Annotated in this window: 17 protein-coding genes; 7 read left to right on the forward strand and 10 right to left on the reverse strand. The window is 55.4% G+C overall.

What is annotated here, in order from left to right; genetic code table 11:
* Positions 1-23: 23 nt before the first annotated feature.
* The 7 genes from H8K27_RS08405 to ugpQ form a co-directional block, all read right to left on the reverse strand.
* Entirely contained in the window at positions 24-956 is a 933-nt protein-coding gene (locus H8K27_RS08405; protein WP_186862757.1) for an electron transfer flavoprotein subunit alpha/FixB family protein, read from the reverse strand.
* Positions 957-1058: 102 nt separating this feature from the next.
* Positions 1059-1811 (reverse strand): electron transfer flavoprotein subunit beta/FixA family protein, encoded by a 753-nt coding sequence (locus H8K27_RS08410; protein WP_186862758.1) that lies wholly within the window; start codon positions 1809-1811, stop codon positions 1059-1061.
* 450 nt (positions 1812-2261) lie between these two features.
* Entirely contained in the window at positions 2262-2489 is a 228-nt protein-coding gene (locus H8K27_RS08415) for a sulfurtransferase TusA family protein (RefSeq protein WP_176802563.1), read from the reverse strand.
* A 178-nt stretch (positions 2490-2667) separates the two neighbouring features.
* Positions 2668-3192, reverse strand: a complete 525-nt coding sequence (locus H8K27_RS08420; RefSeq protein WP_186863090.1) for an NUDIX domain-containing protein — start codon at positions 3190-3192, stop codon at positions 2668-2670.
* The gene (locus H8K27_RS08425) at positions 3189-3707 is read right to left on the reverse strand and encodes a GNAT family N-acetyltransferase (protein WP_186862759.1); all 519 of its coding nucleotides are present in this window, start codon (positions 3705-3707) and stop codon (positions 3189-3191) included. Before H8K27_RS08425 ends, H8K27_RS08420 begins: the two co-directional genes overlap by 4 nt.
* The gene (alaS, locus tag H8K27_RS08430) at positions 3704-6316 is read right to left on the reverse strand and encodes an alanine--tRNA ligase (RefSeq protein WP_186862760.1); all 2613 of its coding nucleotides are present in this window, start codon (positions 6314-6316) and stop codon (positions 3704-3706) included. The genes H8K27_RS08425 and alaS overlap by 4 nt, the downstream gene beginning before the upstream one ends.
* A 136-nt stretch (positions 6317-6452) precedes the next feature.
* Positions 6453-7199, reverse strand: a complete 747-nt coding sequence (ugpQ, locus tag H8K27_RS08435) for a glycerophosphodiester phosphodiesterase (protein WP_186863091.1) — start codon at positions 7197-7199, stop codon at positions 6453-6455.
* 42 nt (positions 7200-7241) lie between these two features.
* Between ugpQ and H8K27_RS08440 the strand changes: the two genes are divergently transcribed.
* The 5 genes from H8K27_RS08440 to H8K27_RS08460 all read left to right on the forward strand — a co-directional run bounded on the left by H8K27_RS08440 (position 7242) and on the right by H8K27_RS08460 (position 12053).
* Complete coding sequence (locus H8K27_RS08440) at positions 7242-8483, forward strand: CaiB/BaiF CoA transferase family protein (RefSeq protein WP_186862761.1); 1242 nt, start codon at positions 7242-7244, stop codon at positions 8481-8483.
* A gap of 169 nt (positions 8484-8652) precedes the next feature.
* On the forward strand, positions 8653-9798 hold the full coding sequence (locus H8K27_RS08445; RefSeq protein WP_186862762.1) for a sensor histidine kinase: 1146 nt from the start codon (positions 8653-8655) through the stop codon (positions 9796-9798).
* 5 nt (positions 9799-9803) lie between these two features.
* Positions 9804-10616 (forward strand): LytR/AlgR family response regulator transcription factor, encoded by an 813-nt coding sequence (locus H8K27_RS08450; protein ID WP_329604368.1) that lies wholly within the window; start codon positions 9804-9806, stop codon positions 10614-10616.
* A gap of 19 nt (positions 10617-10635) precedes the next feature.
* A complete protein-coding gene (locus tag H8K27_RS08455; RefSeq protein ID WP_186862763.1) occupies positions 10636-11106 on the forward strand; it encodes a GNAT family N-acetyltransferase in 471 nt (156 codons plus the stop codon).
* A 71-nt stretch (positions 11107-11177) separates the two neighbouring features.
* Positions 11178-12053 carry a sulfurtransferase gene (locus H8K27_RS08460; protein WP_186862764.1) on the forward strand — a complete coding sequence of 292 codons (876 nt, stop codon included), beginning with the start codon at positions 11178-11180 and terminating at the stop codon, positions 12051-12053.
* Between the two features lie 125 nt (positions 12054-12178).
* On the opposite strand, the gene H8K27_RS08465 is transcribed toward H8K27_RS08460, so the two are convergent.
* Both H8K27_RS08465 and H8K27_RS08470 read right to left on the reverse strand, forming a co-directional pair.
* The gene (locus tag H8K27_RS08465) at positions 12179-12748 is read right to left on the reverse strand and encodes a flavodoxin family protein (RefSeq protein ID WP_186862765.1); all 570 of its coding nucleotides are present in this window, start codon (positions 12746-12748) and stop codon (positions 12179-12181) included.
* Between the two features lie 35 nt (positions 12749-12783).
* Positions 12784-13485 (reverse strand): pirin family protein, encoded by a 702-nt coding sequence (locus H8K27_RS08470; RefSeq protein ID WP_186862766.1) that lies wholly within the window; start codon positions 13483-13485, stop codon positions 12784-12786.
* A 106-nt stretch (positions 13486-13591) separates the two neighbouring features.
* Here H8K27_RS08470 and H8K27_RS08475 point away from each other — a divergent pair, with 106 nt between their 5' ends.
* On the forward strand, positions 13592-14509 hold the full coding sequence (locus tag H8K27_RS08475; RefSeq protein WP_186862767.1) for a LysR family transcriptional regulator: 918 nt from the start codon (positions 13592-13594) through the stop codon (positions 14507-14509).
* A gap of 40 nt (positions 14510-14549) precedes the next feature.
* Entirely contained in the window at positions 14550-15512 is a 963-nt protein-coding gene (gene gluQRS, locus H8K27_RS08480; RefSeq protein WP_186862768.1) for a tRNA glutamyl-Q(34) synthetase GluQRS, read from the forward strand.
* A 23-nt stretch (positions 15513-15535) separates the two neighbouring features.
* On the opposite strand, the gene H8K27_RS08485 is transcribed toward gluQRS, so the two are convergent.
* Positions 15536-16963, reverse strand: coding sequence for a multicopper oxidase family protein (locus H8K27_RS08485; RefSeq protein ID WP_186862769.1), 1428 nt, complete (start codon positions 16961-16963; stop codon positions 15536-15538).
* Positions 16964-16995 lie beyond the last annotated feature (32 nt).

Here is a 16995-nt window from a genome sequence, read left to right on the forward strand (position 1 = left end):
AGCGGCCCGAAAGTTCACTGAAATCAGCCTAATTCAGCAACCAGCTGTGGCACGATTTCAAACAGATCACCAACGATACCGTAATCAGCAACGGAGAAAATCGGCGCTTCCGGATCTTTGTTAATCGCTACAATCGTTTTGGAGTCTTTCATACCTGCCAGATGCTGAATCGCGCCGGAAATACCAACCGCGATATACAGTTGCGGAGCAACGATCTTACCGGTCTGACCAACTTGCCAGTCATTCGGTACAAAACCTGCATCGACCGCTGCACGGGATGCACCCATCGCTGCACCGAGCTTGTCTGCCAGAGGTTCCAGCACTTTGAACGCATCTGCAGAACCCATACCGCGACCACCGGAAACGATGATTTTTGCAGCGGTCAGCTCTGGACGATCAGACTTGGCAACTTCACGCGAAACGAACGCTGATTTACCGGAATCAGCAACAGCAGCAATGACTTCAACAGCCGCAGAACCACCTGTAGCAACAGCAGCATCAAAGCCTGTTGTACGGACAGTAATTACTTTCACTGCATCGGTGGATTGCACGGTTGCAATCGCATTACCGGCATAAATCGGACGCTCGAAAGTATCTGGAGCATCGATTTTAGTGATTTCAGAAATTTGAGAAACGTCGAGTTTGGCTGCGACGCGTGGCAGGATATTTTTGCCGTAGGCAGTTGCCGGCGCCAGGATATGGCTGTAACCAGCAGCCACAGCCAGTACCTGTTCAGCCACGTTTTCTGCCAGGCCATCCGCAAAATGTGCTGCGTCGGCATGCAATACCTTACTCACGCCAGCGATCTGTGCCGCTGCTGCCGCTGCTGCGCCCGCATTCGAGCCGGCAACCAGTACGTGCACATCACCGCCGCATTGAGTCGCGGCAGTAACGGTATTTAAAGTGCTGCCCTTGAGGCCAGCATTGTCGTGTTCAGCGATGACGAGTGTAGTCATGATGTTTTCCACTTAATAAATCACCAGCTTGCGATCTGGTGAAGAAATTTGTCAATAAGATGTGATCAAGCAATCCGTGAGTGAATCAGCTGCAGTCAGCTATCAGCCAATTACTTTTGCTTCGTTCTTCAGCTTGGAAACCAGCGTTGCCACGTCAGGAACCATGATCCCTGCGCTGCGTTTTGCTGGTTCTGCAACCTTCAGTGTTTTAACACGGGAAGCAACGTCCACGCCCAGATCGGCTGGCTTGACGTTATCCAGCTGCTTTTTCTTCGCTTTCATGATGTTAGGCAGAGTCACGTAGCGTGGCTCATTCAGACGCAAATCCGTTGTCACGATCGCAGGCAAAGTCAGTGCAACGGTTTCCAGACCGCCATCCACTTCGCGCGTGACGGTTGCTTTGCCGTCAGCGACAGTCACTTTGGATGCGAAAGTCGCCTGTGGCCAGCCCAGCAATGCCGCCAGCATCTGACCCGTCTGATTGCAGTCATCATCAATCGCCTGCTTGCCCAGAATGATCAGTTGCGGTTGCTCTTTGTCAGCCAGTGCCTTAAGCAATTTCGCTACAGCCAGCGGTTGCAGCTCAGCATCAGTTTCAACCAGAATGCCGCGATCCGCGCCAATGGCCATTGCAGTACGCAATGTTTCCTGACATTGCGCCACACCGCAAGACACAGCAACGACTTCAGTCACGACACCAGCTTCTTTCAGGCGCGTTGCTTCTTCCACGGCGATTTCATCGAAAGGATTCATCGACATTTTGACGTTAGCGATATCCACGCCTGTGCCATCGGATTTGACACGCACTTTGACGTTGTAATCAACTACTCGTTTGACTGGTACCAGGACTTTCATAGTTCTGCCTTTATGAGCTAATGAGGGAATACAGTTGGTGTTGCGGAATATATTTCAATGCTTGTTCAATTTGTTGCGACACGCCGTCACGGTGCATCCGGCCGGACAAGCTGAACCGGTTACACCATACAGCCTGATCTGCCCCGTCAATCAGACAAACTCAGACCTTGTGGGCATCGTTGCGGAAATTGACGTATACGTAAATCTTAGTGATTATAAATCGAAATGAAGCGGTTTCTATATAATTTAGCACGATCGTTCCTTTTTTATCGGCATTCTGTGTAGAACTGAATACCTAATCGACACGGATTACGACACAAATTGCGACACACAATGCTTTGATGTTCCGGGGTAAATCGCAGCTTACGACCTGAAACGGAAAATAAAAAAACCCGCCAGAGCGGGTTTTTTTATTTCTCAGCCAAGTCAGCGCCGGACAATTCCGGAATTTTACTTGCGCTTGATGAAGTATTCAAATTCGTTACTGCTTTCAAGGTGGGACAATAATTCATTGCCGGTCTGTTTGGAAAACGCCTTGAAGTCTCTGACTGAACCCGGGTCGGTGGCCAGCACATGCAAAACTTCACCGGTAATCATTTCTGCCAGGGCTTTTTTGGTTTTCAGAATAGGCAATGGACAATTCAGTCCACGGGCGTCCAGTTCTTTATTGAATTGCATGATTTTTCCTGTAGCAGCAGAGAGCATAAGACCATCCGCAAAAACATCGATGCACCAATTCTACCGGAAATTTCATTGGGATGGTGCAATGCAACACACTAACAACACTTCGTTATTTTTCCGATAATTTTTTGCACAGCAATAGGGCAAAACACCCGGTTTTCCTGCGTTCAACAGATCACTCCGTGGAGCCCCAGCTCATCATTTCAGGTTCCAGACCACGGGAACGCATCCAGTCTGCCATGGCATATCCGGTCCCGGCATTCCAGGGGCGAAGTTTCTCCGGCTCAATCAGGCGATATTCCACCAACTCCTCAGACAGTCGAATCTCACCATCGGCTCTGACATGATAGGCGATAATCACTTCGTTTTTTTTAATGAACTCATAAACGCCAATCAGGTTGATGTGCTGCGCATCAAGATTGGTTTCTTCTTTTAGTTCACGCGCGATTCCCTGCTCCGGCGTTTCACCGCGTTCCATAAATCCGGTAATAAGTGCAAACGTTTTTTCTGGCCAGGCCGCATTGCGTGCCAGCAGAATTCTGCCGTCAATTTCCACCAGCGCAGCAAGCACAGGCAGAGGATTATCCCAATGCGTCCAATGTCCATCAGGGCATGCCAGCCGCAGCCTGCCCATGTCGGCGTGATCCGGACGCTGAATCAGCTCCGTAGCGCAGACCGGGCAAAAGCGGAACTCCATCAGCAGCCGCCCTGCGTAATCGCCGGCGGATTCGGATGCAGTCTGGCCATGGAGTATGTATCTGCAAAAACGCCGTGCCGCAAGGCATGGGCGCGGTGCGTTCCCTCGATCTGAAAACCGAATTTCTGATACAGATGGATCGCTGCTGCGTTGTCACAAAAAACGATCAGCTCAATCCTGAGAATGTTCAGCCACAGGTCAGCCAGCTGAATCAGCTCTTGCAACAAAGCGCTTCCGACGCCACGCCCTGCAAACGCATCGGCAACCCCCATGCCCAGCGTTGCCACATGCGCCCGCCGCTGTTTCTGTTCCAGATACAAGACCGCATTACCGGCAATCGCGCCGTCGCACAGTGCCACCAGCATGACATCTTTTGCATCCAGATTTTTCAGCCGCTCCTGCCACATGTCGACAGAAGGGTGCGGCAGCTGCAAGGTTCCGCCATACGCGCCGGAACTTGCATAGACCCGCTGAATCTGGGCCGCATCAGAAACTTCTGCGCGACGGATGTGGATCATACCCTGCCGTGAACCCAGTCAGTCACACCGGCCAATGCCGCCGCAAGGCCGGATGGATCGGTACCGCCAGCCTGCGCCATATCAGGACGTCCGCCGCCTTTACCGCCAACCTGCTGCGCCACGAAATTCACCAGATCACCAGCTTTCAGGCGGGAAGTGCTGTCAGCGGTAACGCCGGCGATCAGACTGACCTTGCCATCATTAACTGCCGCCAGAACGATCGCTGCGGTTTTCAGTTTATCTTTGAGCTTGTCCATCGTCTCGCGCAACGCAGTCACATCCGCACCGTCCAGCATTGCCGCCAGTACCTTGATGCCCTTGACATCGACGGCCTGAGCAAGCAACTCGTCACCCTGATTCGATGCCAGCCGGGATTTCAGTGCGGCCAGTTCTTTCTCAAGCGACTTCACGTGTTCCTGTACCTGGACAATACGCTGGGTCAGCTCTTCCGGCTGCGCTTTCAGCGCCGCAGCAGCCTCATTGATGCGATGACTCTGCGTCTGCACCAGCGTCAGCGCCACTTCGCCTGTCACTGCCTCTACCCGGCGGATGCCTGCTGCAACACCGCTCTCAGCCACAATTTTGAAAAGACCGATATCACCGGTGCGGGCCACATGGGTGCCGCCGCACAGCTCGCGCGAAGAGCCGATATCCAGCACACGGACTTCGTCGCCGTATTTTTCGCCGAACAATGCCATCGCGCCATGCTTGACCGCATCATCAAAGGCCATCAGCTGCGCAGAGGTCGCGGCATTTGCCAGAATTTCACGGTTCACGATCTGCTCCACCTGACGGATTTCACCAGCGGTCATCGGTGCCGTGTGACTAAAGTCGAAACGGGTTTTATCCGCATCCACCAGCGAACCTTTCTGGGCAACGTGGCTGCCCAGCACTTCGCGTAAGGCTTTATGCATCAGATGCGTGGCAGAGTGATTGCGCATTGTTTGTGCGCGCACTTCACCGGCGACTTCTGCTTTCACGTTTTGCACAATGGTCAGCTTGCCGGATCGCAGAACGCCATGATGACCGAAAACATCGGCCTGGATTTTCTGGGTATCACTGACTTCAAAAACCGCGCCATCAGTACCGGTCAGCAGACCGGAGTCGCCACACTGGCCGCCGGATTCGGCGTAAAACGGCGTCGTATCCAGCACCACAATCGCATGCTGGCCTGCCTGGACTTCATTCACCGGGCTGCCTTCGACATACAGGGCAACGATTTTCGCCTCATGCTGCAACTGCTCGTAGCCGACAAAGCGGGTCTTGTCACCGCTGTATTCAATGGCTGCTGCCATTTTGAATTTGCCGCCTTCACGCGCTTTTTTACGCTGCAATTCCATTGCCGCGTTAAAACCGGCTTCATCCAGTGTGACATTACGCTCGCGGCAGATGTCTGCTGTCAGGTCAAGCGGGAAACCATAGGTGTCGTACAGTGTGAAAGCGGTGTCGCCATCCAGATTTTTTCCGTCTTTTGCCAGCGCAGCTTCCAAAATTTTCATGCCGTTTTCCAGCGTCTCGCCAAAGCGCTCTTCTTCCTGACGGATCACCTGTGCAACGCGTTCTGCGGCTTCGGCCAGTTCAGGATAAGCGCCGCCCATTTCGCGAACCAGATCAGCCACCAGCCTGAAGAAAAACGGCTGGCTCTGTCCCAGCTTATGGCCATGGCGCAACGCACGGCGGGTAATACGGCGCAGCACATAACCGCGCCCCTCATTGCCGGGAATCACGCCGTCCACGATCAGGAAACCTGCGCAGCGGATATGATCGGCAATCACTTTCAATGAGTTGTTACCCAGATCGGTGCAGCCGGTCTCACGGGCGGCGGCCTTGATCAGATTCTGGAAAGTATCGATCTCGTAGTTGGAATGCACATGCTGCAGCACGGCCGACAAACGCTCCAGGCCCATGCCGGTATCGACGCATGGCTTAGGCAACGGATGCAGCACGCCCGCTTCATCCTTGTTGAACTGCATGAATACCAGATTCCAGATTTCGATGAAACGGTCGCCATCTTCTTCTGCTGATCCCGGAGGGCCACCCCAGATTTCCGGACCGTGATCGTAGAAAATTTCGGTACAAGGACCGCAAGGCCCCGTATCGGCCATCTGCCAGAAATTGTCGGAAGCGTAGCGCGCGCCCTTGTTGTCGCCGATACGGATGATGCGTTCTGCCGGCACACCGATTTCGTTTTTCCAGATATCGTAGGCTTCGTCATCTTCCTGATACACGGTGACTGTGAGTTTATCCGCCGGTAATTTATAAACCGTCGTCAGCAATTCCCATGCGTAATGGATCGCATCTTTTTTGAAATAATCGCCGAACGAGAAATTACCCAGCATTTCAAAGAACGTGTGGTGACGCGCGGTATAGCCGACGTTTTCCAGATCGTTATGCTTGCCGCCGGCACGCACACTGCGCTGCGCCGTGGTGGCGCGGGTATACGCACGCTTGTCCTGACCGAGAAATACATCTTTAAACTGCACCATGCCTGAGTTGGTGAACAGCAAAGTCGGGTCATTACCGGGAATCAGGCTGGACGAACGCACGCGCGTATGGCCTTTGGATTCGAAAAAGCTGAGGAATTTATCGCGGATTTCGGACGAGTTCATAGAAGATAGATCAGAGCTTAAAAAGATAACTTCTGATTATACGGTATAAAACCTGCGCGACAGCAGCCCGTATCAGGCGCTTGCTGCGAATGGAGACATTGATTGCAAAAACAGCAAAATCTCCTGTCACAGCTGATCAGAAATCTGCAGGAATCAGATCCAGCCGGTCGGTACAGAATGCATCCACACCCCAGCGCAACAGTTCCAAGGCTCTTTGCGGGTCGTTGACGGTATAACAGAACAATCCATAACCGGCATCCTTGACCTGCCGCACCAGCTCCGGCGTCAGCGATTCATGATTCGTATGCAGGGCACGGACGCCCAGTTCCTGGCACTGGCTTTTCCAGTCCGGAGTGATGCGCTCCGTCAGCCAGCCGCGTGGCAAAACGGGTGCTGCGGATTTTGCTGCTTTGAGTGCAGTGACAGAGAAGGAAGACAGCAGAGGCAGATGCCCGGCATCGCTGACCGCCACATCCGCAAACAAGGATGCGCAACAGGCGGCAACCACTTCCCCGGTCAGCGCCTCCATGCCGGGTACCGGTTTGATTTCCACATTCATCCAGATGTCGTGGTGCCGGCAAAATGCGACAGCATCTTCAAACAGCGGCACCGGCTCTCCTGAGAATTCGGCGCCAAACCAGCTGCCTGCATCCATTGCCGTCAACGCTTCTGCAGTGCTGCCTGCAACACTGCCGGTTCCGGCCAGCGTGCGGCCAAATTCATAATCATGCATCAGCACAGGAACCGCATCCTTTGATAACATGACATCAAATTCCACAGCATGAAACCCCTGCGCCAGACCGCAACGCAGCGCCGCGATGGTATTTTCCGGCGCCAGTATGCCGCCGCCGCGGTGTGCAAGAACTTTAGGATAAGGCCACATCATGCTCTCTCTGATCACAATCAATTCAAAGGATTACCGAAGATGGGTACAGCGACATCTCAGAAAACTGCTTTAGGGCATCTCCGCATACTCGATCTGACACGCGTGCTGGCAGGTCCCTGGTGCGCGCAGAATCTGGCCGATCTGGGAGCGGAAGTCATCAAAGTCGAACGCCCCGGCTGCGGCGACGACACCCGCAGCTGGGGACCGCCCTACCTGCGCGATACTGACGGTAACGATACCACGGAAGCGGCGTATTATCTGGCCGCCAACCGCAATAAGCGCTCGGTCACCGTCGACATCGCAAGCCCGGAAGGGCAGCAGATTATCCGCGAGCTGGCGATGCAATCCGATATCGTGCTCGAAAATTATAAAGTCGGCCAGCTCAAAAAATACGGCCTCGATTACGCATCGCTGAAACAGCTGAAACCGGATCTGATTTACTGCTCGATCACCGGTTTTGGCCAGGACGGCCCCTACGCCCACCGTGCCGGCTACGACTTCATCGTGCAGGGCATGGGCGGCTTCATGTCGCTGACCGGCGAACGCGACGACCTGCCCGGCGGCGGCCCGCAAAAAGCCGGGGTGGCGATTGCCGATCTGATGACCGGTATGTATGCCACCATTGCAGTCCTGACCGCACTGACCCACCGCGACCGTACTGGTGAAGGCCAGTACATCGACATGGCACTGCTGGATGTGCAGGTCGCGATGCTGGCGAACATGAACATGAATTACCTGTGCAATGGAAAGGTGCCTCCGCGCTGGGGTAATGCGCATGCCAACATCGTGCCTTACCAGACCTTCGCCACGTGTGACGGTCATATCATCGTCGCTGCCGGAAATGATGGTCAGTACAGAAAATTCGTGCAGGCAGGCGGACAACCCGAGCTGGCCGACGATCCGCGCTTCAATACCAATCCGCAACGGGTGCAGAACCGCGACACGCTGGTACCCTTGCTGGCAGAGATGGTCAAAAAGAAAAGCAAACAGGAATGGATTGCATTACTGGAAGCGGCAGGTGTTCCCTGCGGTCCGATCAACCGCTTAAACGAGGTGTTTGAAGATCCGCAGGTACAGGCGCGCGGCATGAAGATCAATCTGCCACATCCGGAAGCAACGTCCGTGAATCTGGTTGCCAGCCCCATGAAATTATCCGCGACCCCGGTCAGCTATCGCGATGCCCCTCCGTTGCTGGGTCAGCATACGGATGAGGTATTGCATCAGCTGCTGGCTTACGATGACGCCAAACTGGATGAACTCAGGTCGAAAAAAATCATCTGAGCCGCCTGCAATTGCGTGCCGGCGGGCGCATAAGCGCGGCACAGCCCGGGCAACTCGCGCCATTTCCCGGCGGGCTGGCGACACGATGACGTGTTTTATCGCATCCGGCTTGGTATGGCTGCCGCAGCCCGCTACCATCCGGAGATGACTGAATTGTGGAAGTTATCTTATGTACGGAAATACACCTTTTTTTCAACACCTGCGGGCGTTTTATCTTCGGCATACCAACAGTGCCTGGCGAACCATACTCGGCGAGATGCCCCGCTTGCTGCTGATTAATCAGCTGTGTGCCATCGTCATCATCCTGCTCGTGCGGCCTGACGGTTCGGTGTTTGAGAATATCGTGTTTTCCAACCTGATCGGCTTTTGCTGCTATGTACTGATACGTACTGGCCGGCATCTGATCTGGCCGGACAAAGAACCCGGTATGCTGGCTTTTTATCTGCTGTGCATTGTTGTGTCGCCGTTCGGTTTTATTGCCGGCGTCGCTATTTCAGCCACTATTTTTTCCTATCCGCTGGAAGAGGTGTTTTCGCTGCAGGGAAACTATGTCATCACCTTCGTATCGATGACCTGCATCATCAGCACCATCGTCGCCTGGCTATTCTGGAACCGCGCCAAGATCAATGCCTTGCATGCTCAGGCAGAGGCAGAAAAAACCCGCTATGCCTTAATTGAACGGCAGGCGATGCAGACCCAGTTACAGTTGCTGCAAGCGCAGATTGAACCGCACATGCTGTTTAACACCCTCGCCAACCTGCAGGGTCTGATTGCGATCGATGCCACCCGGGCGCAGCATATGCTGACACAGCTGATCGTGTACCTGCGTGCCACGCTATGCGCATCCCGTGCGGAAACCACCACGCTGGGACAAGAATTCACGCTGATCCGGGCTTATCTGGATTTACTGGCGATACGGATGGGAAGCCGGCTCAGCTACACACTGGATCTGCCACCTGACCTGGCAGCATTTCCCCTCCCGCCGATGTTGTTGCAGCCATTGGTGGAAAATGCCATCCGGCACGGGCTGGAACCCAAAATTGAGGGCGGTCATATTCTGGTTCAGGCCAGCAAAACAACTGGATTTCTGCGCCTGAAAATTGCCGATACCGGACTCGGTCTGCCATTCGGCTATGACGAACAGCCAGCGCCCTCTGCCGACGGTCACCATGTCGGCAATGCCAATATCCGGGAACGTCTGCAAGCCATTTTCGGCGCGAGCGCCTCGCTGACCTTAACGCCGAACCATCCCGAAGGCGTCATTGCTGAGCTGACGATTCCTTACTCCGGTTATCCTGACCCAACTTTTCACTGATGCTGATGATGAATGTCCCCAAACGCGCCCTGATCGCTGAAGATGAACCGGTATTGTCGCTGACTCTGCAGCATATGCTGCGCAGGCTCTGGCCTGAGCTGGAACTGTGCGCCGTGGTTGAAAACGGTGTTGCGGCTATTGATGCAGCGCTCAACACCACGCCGGACATCCTGTTTCTCGATATTAAAATGCCCGGCAAATCCGGGCTGGAGGTCGCTCAGGAACTGGCCGAGGAATGGCCCGAAGACCGCCCCTTTCCACTGATCGTGTATGTCACGGCTTATGACGAATTTGCGGTGGAGGCTTTTGAGCATTCGGCATCGGACTATGTGCTGAAACCGGTCACCGAAGAACGCCTGCACAAGACCATACAACGTTTGCAGGCACGTCTCGGCAACCAGCTACAACGCGCCGGTGAGCTCGACCGGGTGCTGGCACAATTGCGCCAGCTCATGCCCGGACATCTGTTGCCCGGTGTGCCGGCCAGCCCTGAAAAGCTGCGCATGATCCGCGCAGCCGTCGGTAACCATATCCGGATGATTCAGGTTGACGATGTCTTGTATTTCGAGGCAACCGACAAATACGTCAACGTCGTGACCCGTGAGCATTCTTCCCTGATCCGCAGCAGCCTGCGCGATTTACTGCCGCAGCTCGACAGCGATATTTTCTGGCAGGTACACCGCAGCACCGTGGTGAACATCCGGCAGGTGCACCTTGCCCACAAAGACGATAACGGCAAAATCACGCTGAAACTGCGTGACAGCGATGAACGGCTCACCGTCAGCAGAGTGTATGCCCACTTGTTTAAACAAATGTGATTTTCAACCAGGACTTTTTATGTCAGATACCACCGCCCTGCATTGGCAATGCGCCCGTTTCGATGAACTCAGCAATTTCCAGCTGCATCAGATTTACCAGGCGCGCAATGCCGTATTTATCGTGGAACAAAATTGCCCGTATCAGGATATCGACGGCAAAGACCCGCATTCCCATCACCTGATCGCCTGGGGCAGCGACCATCAGCTGGCCGCCTATCTGCGCATTGTTCCCGCCGGCATCAGCTTTGCCGAAGCTTCTCTGGGACGGGTTTTAAGCACGCAGGCATGGCGCGGCACAGGGATCGGTAAGGCACTGATCGCCAATGGTATCGCTGCTTTGCACAGACTGTATCCGGCAGCGCCGGTAAGAATCGGCGCCCAGGCCTATCTGGAAAAATTCTATGCCGGCTTCGGCTTTCAGACGGTGTCCGGTATCTATCTGGAAGACGATATCCCGCACATAGAAATGCTGCTGACACCCGCCGCATAAAACTGCCGGGAGCGCGCACCCGGCTTTTCCACTATAATTCTGACAAATCAATGACTTACTGAATTTTTACTATGCCGGTCGCAACACTCTCCCCTGAAACACCTTTCGTTAATATCTCGGCCTACAAATTTATCACCTTCGACGATACCGCGGAAAAACGCCAGGCCTTCATCGATAAATGCAAAGAATTAAACCTGAAAGGCACAGTCCTGCTGACCCCGGAAGGCATCAATATGTTCCTCGCCGGTTTGCGTCATGAAATTGATGCCTACATGGACTGGCTGCATCAGGACCCGCGCTTTGCCGATGTGGTGGCGAAAGAGAGTTTTTCGGACCGCCAGCCTTTCACAAAACTGCTGGTCAAGCTGAAAGCCGAAATCATCACCATGCGCATGCCGCTGATCAAGCCGGAAGAAGGCCGCGCGCCAGCCGTGGATGCGCAGACGCTCAAACGCTGGCTGGATCAGGGACATGACGACAACGGCAAGCCTGTCGTTATGGTCGATACCCGTAACGACTTTGAAGTCGACGTGGGCAGTTTCGATAACACGATTGATTACCGTATTGCGAAGTTCACCGAGTTTCCGAAGGTCATCGAAGAGCATCGCGACGAGCTCAACGACAAAACCGTGGTGACCTTCTGCACCGGCGGCATACGCTGTGAAAAAGCGGCAATCCACATGCAGAATGTCGGCTTCCAGAGCGTCTACCAGCTTGAAGGCGGCATCCTCAAATATTTTGAAGAAGTCGGCGGCGACCATTATCACGGCGACTGCTTCGTTTTCGACTACCGCACCGCACTGAATCCGCAACTCGAAGCAACCGACACCAAACAGTGTTTCGCCTGCCGCGCGGTAGTGACGCCACGCGAACAATTGTCACCGTGGTATATCCCCGGTGAATCCTGCCCGCATTGCAAAAAAGCCAGCCAGGAAAGCCACACCTGATCTGTACCTGATCACTGTGCCCATATGTTCTTAAAAAAAACACCGCAAAAAATGCGGTGTTTTTTTTACTCAAGACAAAGTCCTTTGCCGGAGACGGATACCCCGGCAAAAGCGGTGGCGATCAATCAGCGGAATTTCTGTGCCACTTCAGCGATGCGCTTGCCAAACAGTTTGGCCGTTTCCAGATCGCCGGGCAGCGGGCCTTCTTCCGGTGTGGAATCGGAAGGAGACTGCGTCATCAGGCCGCTGAAGCTGCCGACATAGTTGATGTCGTTGCGCTGGGCCGCCTTGCTGTTGGCTGGCATCAGACCGGTGCCAACCCAGATCATGGAATGCTGCTGGGACAAGGTGAACAGATAATGCAGTGTGGTCAGTTTGTCGCCGTTCATGGTCGCCGAGTTGGTAAAACCGGCGGCGATCTTGTCTTTCCATTGCTGGCTGAACCAGGGCTTGGACGAGGCATCGGCAAATTTTTTGAATTGCCAGGAAACCGTTCCCATGTAAGTCGGCGAACCGAACACGATGGCATCGGCGGCAGCCAGGCTGGCCCATTGCGCGTCGCTGATATTGCCTTCCGCGTTAATTGCAATCATTTCTGTTGTGACTCCCGCTGCGGCTGCACCGGCCTGCACTGCTTCGGCCGCCTTGGCGGTATGACCATAACCAGAGTGGTACACAATTGCTACTGTTGTCATTTCATGCTCCTAGTTGAAAGGCGGACTTGCCGCCATTAGTGAGGTAAATCAAAAACCAGCACTTCTGCCTGCTTGCCAGCAGACAAGTGCAAACTGCTTTCATCCTGTAATTTCACGGCATCGCCTTCCTGCAATGGCACACCGTTGACACTCAGTTCGCCGCGCGCCAGATGCACATACGTCAGCCGCTGCGGCGACAAACTGATGTCGGCCTGCTGATCGCCGTTGAACTGGCCGATGTAGAGCCGTGCATTCTGGCGGATAGCGACCGAATCCTGCTCTCCGTCGGGTGAAGCCACCAGCCGCAACTGTCCGTTTTTCTCAGCGGCACTGAAGGTTTTTTCGCTGTAACGTGGCGCCTTGCCCGGCACATCCGGCTCAATCCAGATTTGCAGCAGCCGGGTATGCTCTGAGGGGGAGGGGTTAAACTCCGAATGGCGCACCCCGGTGCCTGCGCTCATGTATTGCACGTTACCGGGCCGGATAGTGCTGCCATTGCCCATGCTGTCCTGATGCGCTATCGCTCCTTCCAGCACATAGGTGATGATTTCCATATTCTGGTGCGGATGGGTGCCGAATCCCATGCCCGGCGCAATCCGGTCATCGTTAATCACCCGCAGGGGGCCAAAGCCCATGTGCTGCGGATCGTAATAATCGGCAAATGAAAAACTGTGATACGACTTCAGCCAGCCATGTTCGGCATAACCGCGTTCGTGGGCGCGTCTGAAACTGATCATGATGTAATCCATTCAAAATATTTGACTTATGAACTCCAATATATACAATCACATTGGATGATATAAGGGCATTTTTTACAATGACTCATTCAAATTTATTGAATACATGAACCTGACACTGGAAGCGTTGCAGATTCTGGATGCGATTGACCGCAAAGGCAGCTTTGCTGGTGCGGCGGCGGCGCTGGATAAAGTGCCGTCAGCAATCACTTACAGCATCCGCAAGCTGGAAGAAGATCTGGATGTGCTGCTGTATGACCGCCGCGGTCACAAGGCCAAGCTGACGATTGCCGGCGAAGAGCTGCTGATGCAAGGCAGGCATCTGCTGAGTGCTGCACAGGAACTGGAAAATCACGTCAAACGCGCTGCCAGCGGGTGGGAAGCCGAGCTCAGGATCGTGCTGGATGGCGTGATCCGTTTTGATGATCTGATTCCCCTGATTCAGGAATTTGAACAACATGGCTGCGGCACGCGCATCCGGATCTCGCAAGAGGTGTTGTCCGGTGTCTGGGAAAGCATGGTGTCAGGCCGGGCCGACCTTGCCATCGGCGCTGCCCATGACGGCCCTGATGCTATCCGCATGCGCGGCGATTTTCAGTCGCGGGTGCTGGGTAATATCGACTGGGTGTTTGCCGTCGCGCCACAGCATCCGCTCGCCAGCGCAGCCGAGCCGCTGACGCCTGCCCTGCTGCAGGCGCACCGTGCCGTCGCGGTCGGGGATACCGGGCTGACTCTTCCCAGCATGACCGCCGGCCTGCTGACCGGGCAGGATACGCTGACGGTACCATCGATACAGGCCAAGCTGTCAGCACAGCTGGCAGGTCTTGGTTGCGGACATCTGCCGCGCCGCATTGCGCAGCCGCATCTGGATGCCGGAACGCTGATCGAAAAGCAGACCACCAACAGCCGGCCTGCCGGCAATAACCGCATCGTCTGGCGTACAGGCAACAAGGGAAAAGCACTGAAATGGTTTGTGCAGAAACTCAGCGACCCGATGGTACAGAAAATGCTGCTCGGCGCATAAGAGCCGGGCTATTTCACGAACGTTGAACAGTTTGATACGGATGCAGGTAACCAATCATTTTTCCCCGGCGGCAAACTACACCGGCCGGTTTGCCCCCTCGCCAACCGGCCCTTTGCACATGGGCTCGCTGGTGGCGGCGATGGCCAGTTATCTGGATGCAAAGGCACAGCACGGACGCTGGCTGGTGCGGATCGAGGATCTGGACTTTGACCGCAATGTTGCCGGAGCCGATCAGCAGATATTGCATTCGCTGCAACGTTGCGGCATGCAGTGGGATGGCGAGGTGGTCTGGCAAAGCCGTCGTCAGGCATTGTATGCCGCAGCGCTGGAGCAGCTCGGCACGCAGGTCTATCCCTGCGCCTGCTCACGCAAGGAAATTGCCGACTCCCTCCTGCGCAGCGGCGCAACGGCAGGAACAGCCGCCAGCCAGATTTATCCGGGCACATGCCGTCACGGTCTGGCCACCGGAAAAACACCGCGTGCCTGGCGTCTGCGTGTGCCGGATGGCGATGCCGCCGTATTTCGCTTTATTGACCGTCTGTGCGGACCGCAAGTGCAGAATCTGGCGAGCGAGGTCGGTGATTTTGTCCTGAAGCGCGCCGATGGCTTCTGGGCGTATCAGCTCGCGGTGGTGGTGGACGATGCCGCGCAGGGCATCACGCATGTGGTGCGCGGCGCGGACTTGCTGGATTCGACAGCGCGGCAGATGTATCTGCAGCAGTTGCTGGGGTTGCCGGTTCCCCGTTATTTGCATGTGCCCGTAGTCACCAACGCCGATGGTGAAAAGCTGTCCAAACAAACCGGTGCACTGGCCTTTGACCGCGGCGACAACGACCTGCTGCACGAAGCACTGATACCGGCAGCCCACTTCCTGGGCTTGGTCATTGGCGACCACATCGCCACCATTCCGGCATTCTGGCATGCTGCGACCTTCGCCTGGCAACGCAAGCTGGCGCAGGCCGGGCAGCCAGACCCGCACCTCGCGCCGCACGGGTCTGCCTGATACGGTCAGCAGCCAGGGCTCACTCAGTGCCCGCTGTGATGCTGCGGTTTAACGACCTGCACTTCTACTGCCGGATGCTGGTGCATTTCATGTCCGGCATGTTGCGCCTGAGCATCCGGGGTAGCGGCGCTGTCTGCGCGCACCGGCTCGCCGGGGTTGCCGTGATACTCATATGCCGCTGTTCCCGCAGGCTGGCGATACCAGCCCGGGTCCCGGTAGTCGCCCGGCTTCTGATTTTTACGGACTTTCATCACGCTGAACATTCCGCCCATTTCAAGACTGCCGAACGGTCCCTCGCCCGTCATCATCGGCAAGGTATTTTCCGGCAAAGGCATGGACATCATACCCATTTCTGCCATCCCGTTTTCCCCCATCGCCATGTAAGAAGGAATCAGCTTGCTGATTTTTTCCGCCACATCCTGCTGCTGTACACCAAGCATGGTCGGTACGCTGTGGCCCATCGCATTCATGGTGTGATGGCTCTTATGGCAGTGCAGCGCCCAGTCGCCTTCCTCGTCGGCGATCAGTTCAATCTGCCGCATCTGGCCGACACCAATATCGGTCGTCACTTCCGGCCAGCGCGCCGTTTTCGGTATGGCGCCGCCATCGGTTCCGGTGACCATAAATTCATGACCGTGCAGGTGAATCGGGTGATTGGTCATCGTCAGATTACCGACCCGGATCCGGACCCGGTCATTTTGCCGCACATTCAGGCTGTCAATGCCCGGAAAAACGCGGCTGTTCCACGACCACAGATTGAATTCGGTCATGGTGGCGATATTCGGCCGGGAAGCCCCGGGCTCAATATCGTAGGCATTGATCAGGAAGGCGAAATCGCGGTCCACTTCGGCAATCAGCGGATGCCTGCCTTTCGGATGCGTGATCCACAAACCCATCATCCCCATCGCCATCTGCGTCATTTCGTCAGCATGCGGGTGATACATGAAGGTCCCGGGACGGCGCGCCACGAATTCATAGACATAGGTTTTTCCCGGCGCTACCGGTGGCTGGGTCAGGCCGGACACGCCATCCATGCCATTCGGCAGACGCTGGCCGTGCCAGTGCATACTGGTATGTTCCGGCAGCCGGTTGGTCAGAAAAATCCTGACCCGGTCGCCCTCCACCACCTCGATCGTCGGCCCCGGACTCTGGCCGTTATATCCCCAGAGGTGGGCAATCATGCCGGGAGCCATCTCGCGTGCGACGGGTTCTGCCACCAGATGAAACTCCTTCACCCCCTGTCGCATGCGCCACGGCAGCGTCCAGCCATTCAGCGTGACAACCGGCTGGTACGGCCGCCCGGTCTCCGGCATCAGCGGCGGCATGGTATCCGGGCTTTGCCGGGTCACGGCCTCCGGTAATGCTGCCAGCGCCACCCGGCTCACGGCACCGGCCGCCAGCGCGCCGCCTGCGATTCCTGCCGTCTTAAAAAAATCTCTTCTTGAATTCATCGTTATCTTTCCTGTATCGGTATCCGCTGCGC

The sequence above is a fragment of the Cognatundibacterium griseum genome (genome assembly GCF_014284195.1).
Taxonomy (GTDB): domain Bacteria; phylum Pseudomonadota; class Gammaproteobacteria; order Burkholderiales; family Burkholderiaceae_D; genus Undibacterium; species Undibacterium griseum.

Bases quoted from the DNA above. Each gene is read 5' to 3' on its own strand.
- H8K27_RS08465 (WP_186862765.1), bottom strand. From the start codon at position 12,748: ATGACAACAGTAGCAATTGTGTACCACTCTGGTTATGGTCATACCGCC.
- gluQRS (WP_186862768.1), top strand. From the start codon at position 14,550: ATGCAGGTAACCAATCATTTTTCCCCGGCGGCAAACTACACCGGCCGG.
- H8K27_RS08405 (WP_186862757.1), bottom strand. From the start codon at position 956: ATGACTACACTCGTCATCGCTGAACACGACAATGCTGGCCTCAAGGGC.
- H8K27_RS08445 (WP_186862762.1), top strand. From the start codon at position 8,653: ATGTACGGAAATACACCTTTTTTTCAACACCTGCGGGCGTTTTATCTT.
- H8K27_RS08410 (WP_186862758.1), bottom strand. From the start codon at position 1,811: ATGAAAGTCCTGGTACCAGTCAAACGAGTAGTTGATTACAACGTCAAA.
- H8K27_RS08450 (WP_329604368.1), top strand. From the start codon at position 9,804: ATGATGAATGTCCCCAAACGCGCCCTGATCGCTGAAGATGAACCGGTA.
- H8K27_RS08475 (WP_186862767.1), top strand. From the start codon at position 13,592: ATGAACCTGACACTGGAAGCGTTGCAGATTCTGGATGCGATTGACCGC.
- ugpQ (WP_186863091.1), bottom strand. From the start codon at position 7,199: ATGTGGCCTTATCCTAAAGTTCTTGCACACCGCGGCGGCGGCATACTG.
- H8K27_RS08470 (WP_186862766.1), bottom strand. From the start codon at position 13,485: ATGATCAGTTTCAGACGCGCCCACGAACGCGGTTATGCCGAACATGGC.
- alaS (WP_186862760.1), bottom strand. From the start codon at position 6,316: ATGAACTCGTCCGAAATCCGCGATAAATTCCTCAGCTTTTTCGAATCC.
- H8K27_RS08485 (WP_186862769.1), bottom strand. From the start codon at position 16,963: ATGAATTCAAGAAGAGATTTTTTTAAGACGGCAGGAATCGCAGGCGGC.
- H8K27_RS08455 (WP_186862763.1), top strand. From the start codon at position 10,636: ATGTCAGATACCACCGCCCTGCATTGGCAATGCGCCCGTTTCGATGAA.
- H8K27_RS08440 (WP_186862761.1), top strand. From the start codon at position 7,242: ATGGGTACAGCGACATCTCAGAAAACTGCTTTAGGGCATCTCCGCATA.
- H8K27_RS08425 (WP_186862759.1), bottom strand. From the start codon at position 3,707: ATGATCCACATCCGTCGCGCAGAAGTTTCTGATGCGGCCCAGATTCAG.
- H8K27_RS08460 (WP_186862764.1), top strand. From the start codon at position 11,178: ATGCCGGTCGCAACACTCTCCCCTGAAACACCTTTCGTTAATATCTCG.
- H8K27_RS08415 (WP_176802563.1), bottom strand. From the start codon at position 2,489: ATGCAATTCAATAAAGAACTGGACGCCCGTGGACTGAATTGTCCATTG.